Source organism: Thermoplasmatales archaeon (assembly GCA_014361195.1).
Lineage (GTDB): Archaea > Thermoplasmatota > E2 > UBA202 > JdFR-43 > JACIWB01.
This window is the reverse complement of sequence record JACIWA010000019.1, coordinates 1-1,426: the sequence shown is the minus strand read 5'-3', so window position 1 is coordinate 1,426 and position 1,426 is coordinate 1. Positions and strand designations below refer to the sequence as shown.

Below are 1,426 nucleotides of genomic sequence, written 5' to 3'. Positions count from 1 at the left end.
GGCGGATACAGATTAGGCTTCATCATATAAAAGGCTAACCATTTTTGGTATAACTCGTAGCCTGAAAAATTTATAAAAAAATAAAGAGAGGATCCCATCATTTTTTTGATTAAAATGGGATGGGATGAAATAGAAACAGAAAGGCTAATAAAAAGTAATCGGAATTTTTTGGATAAAGAAATTGGAAGAAAATATGAATTACCACCACTATTCATAAATCCAACAGAGGAAATTCCTGTAGAAACATCTGAGTTTCTTTCACATTTAGATCTGGGTTTTCTGGACCCTGTATTAAAGGAGATGTTTCCCAGATTAGAAAGGATAAAGAAAGGAGTGTATGCAAGAGTAAAATTTGTTGTTTTTATGAAATTAAGCAACATAAAATATATCACCGATGCTTATAGAAAATTGATTACAAACAGAGAGATTGCACAAAATCTTGGCTTTGATACATCAAATCTTCCATCATATGAAACGATTAGATATTTCGTAAATAATCTTCTGCAAAACAAAATTGATGAGGTTTTTTATGGGGTGGTTAAAGAACTGGAAAAGCAGTTGAAAAAGAAAGGAAAATGGATAGGAAATGTTGTTGAGGATGCAACGGTTATTACTGCAAGAAGAATGGATAAAGAAGCAAAATATAGTGGATACTATAAAACATATGGGTGGAAAAAAGATCTGCTTATAGAATCAAATGGGATTTTCCTTTCTTACAAAGATTTAGAAATAAACTATGATGAAGGATATTGTATGGAATTTCATCTGAAAAAACTGAACCAGTTATCCATCTTTATTACTCATATAACTACTGATGGAAAATATGCAACATACCATAATATTGCCATGACAAAATGTCATTATGATGTGGAATTTTTATATAAACCACAGAAAGGATGGGTTTATAATAAAAAGGGAGAAGAGATATACATTAAAAAAAGATATAGCAGATACTGGAAAGAGAAAGGATTTAAAGCAAATGCATCCATTGATTACAAACTCAAATTTCTTTATAATAGGGAAGAAAATGAAATTGTAGGTGCATATTATAGGAATAAAAGAATGAAAGAGTGGAAAGAAAATGATAGTCTAAGAAAAAGATACGCAAAGGAAAGGAATAGCAATGAAGGTTTTAATTCATATCTCAAAAATCATGCGGGATTTGAAACAAATTTACACAGGAAAGGAAAAAGATATGCATTTTTCCATACTACATTATGTCTGTTATCTCTAAATTTGATTGCATTAACGAGATTGCAAAATGGTGTAACGGATAGTCTCATTAGCGTGGCATATTTAACTTAACATTTGTTCAATCATTGCCTTTTATTCACAAACGGTTAGATTAGAAAAGAATTGATTTGATGTATTTTTGCTTGTTTTTCAAATCGATCATGCATTTTTACGGAATAACAACCGCAAAACA

1 protein-coding gene is annotated in these 1,426 nt (G+C 30.4%); it reads left to right on the top strand.

Features of this window, described 5'->3' with window-relative positions:
- Positions 1-105: 105 nt before the first annotated feature.
- On the top strand, positions 106-1,305 hold the full coding sequence (locus H5T44_06380) for a hypothetical protein (protein MBC7081846.1): 1,200 nt from the start codon (positions 106-108) through the stop codon (positions 1,303-1,305).
- The last annotated feature ends 121 nt before the right edge of the window (positions 1,306-1,426 follow it).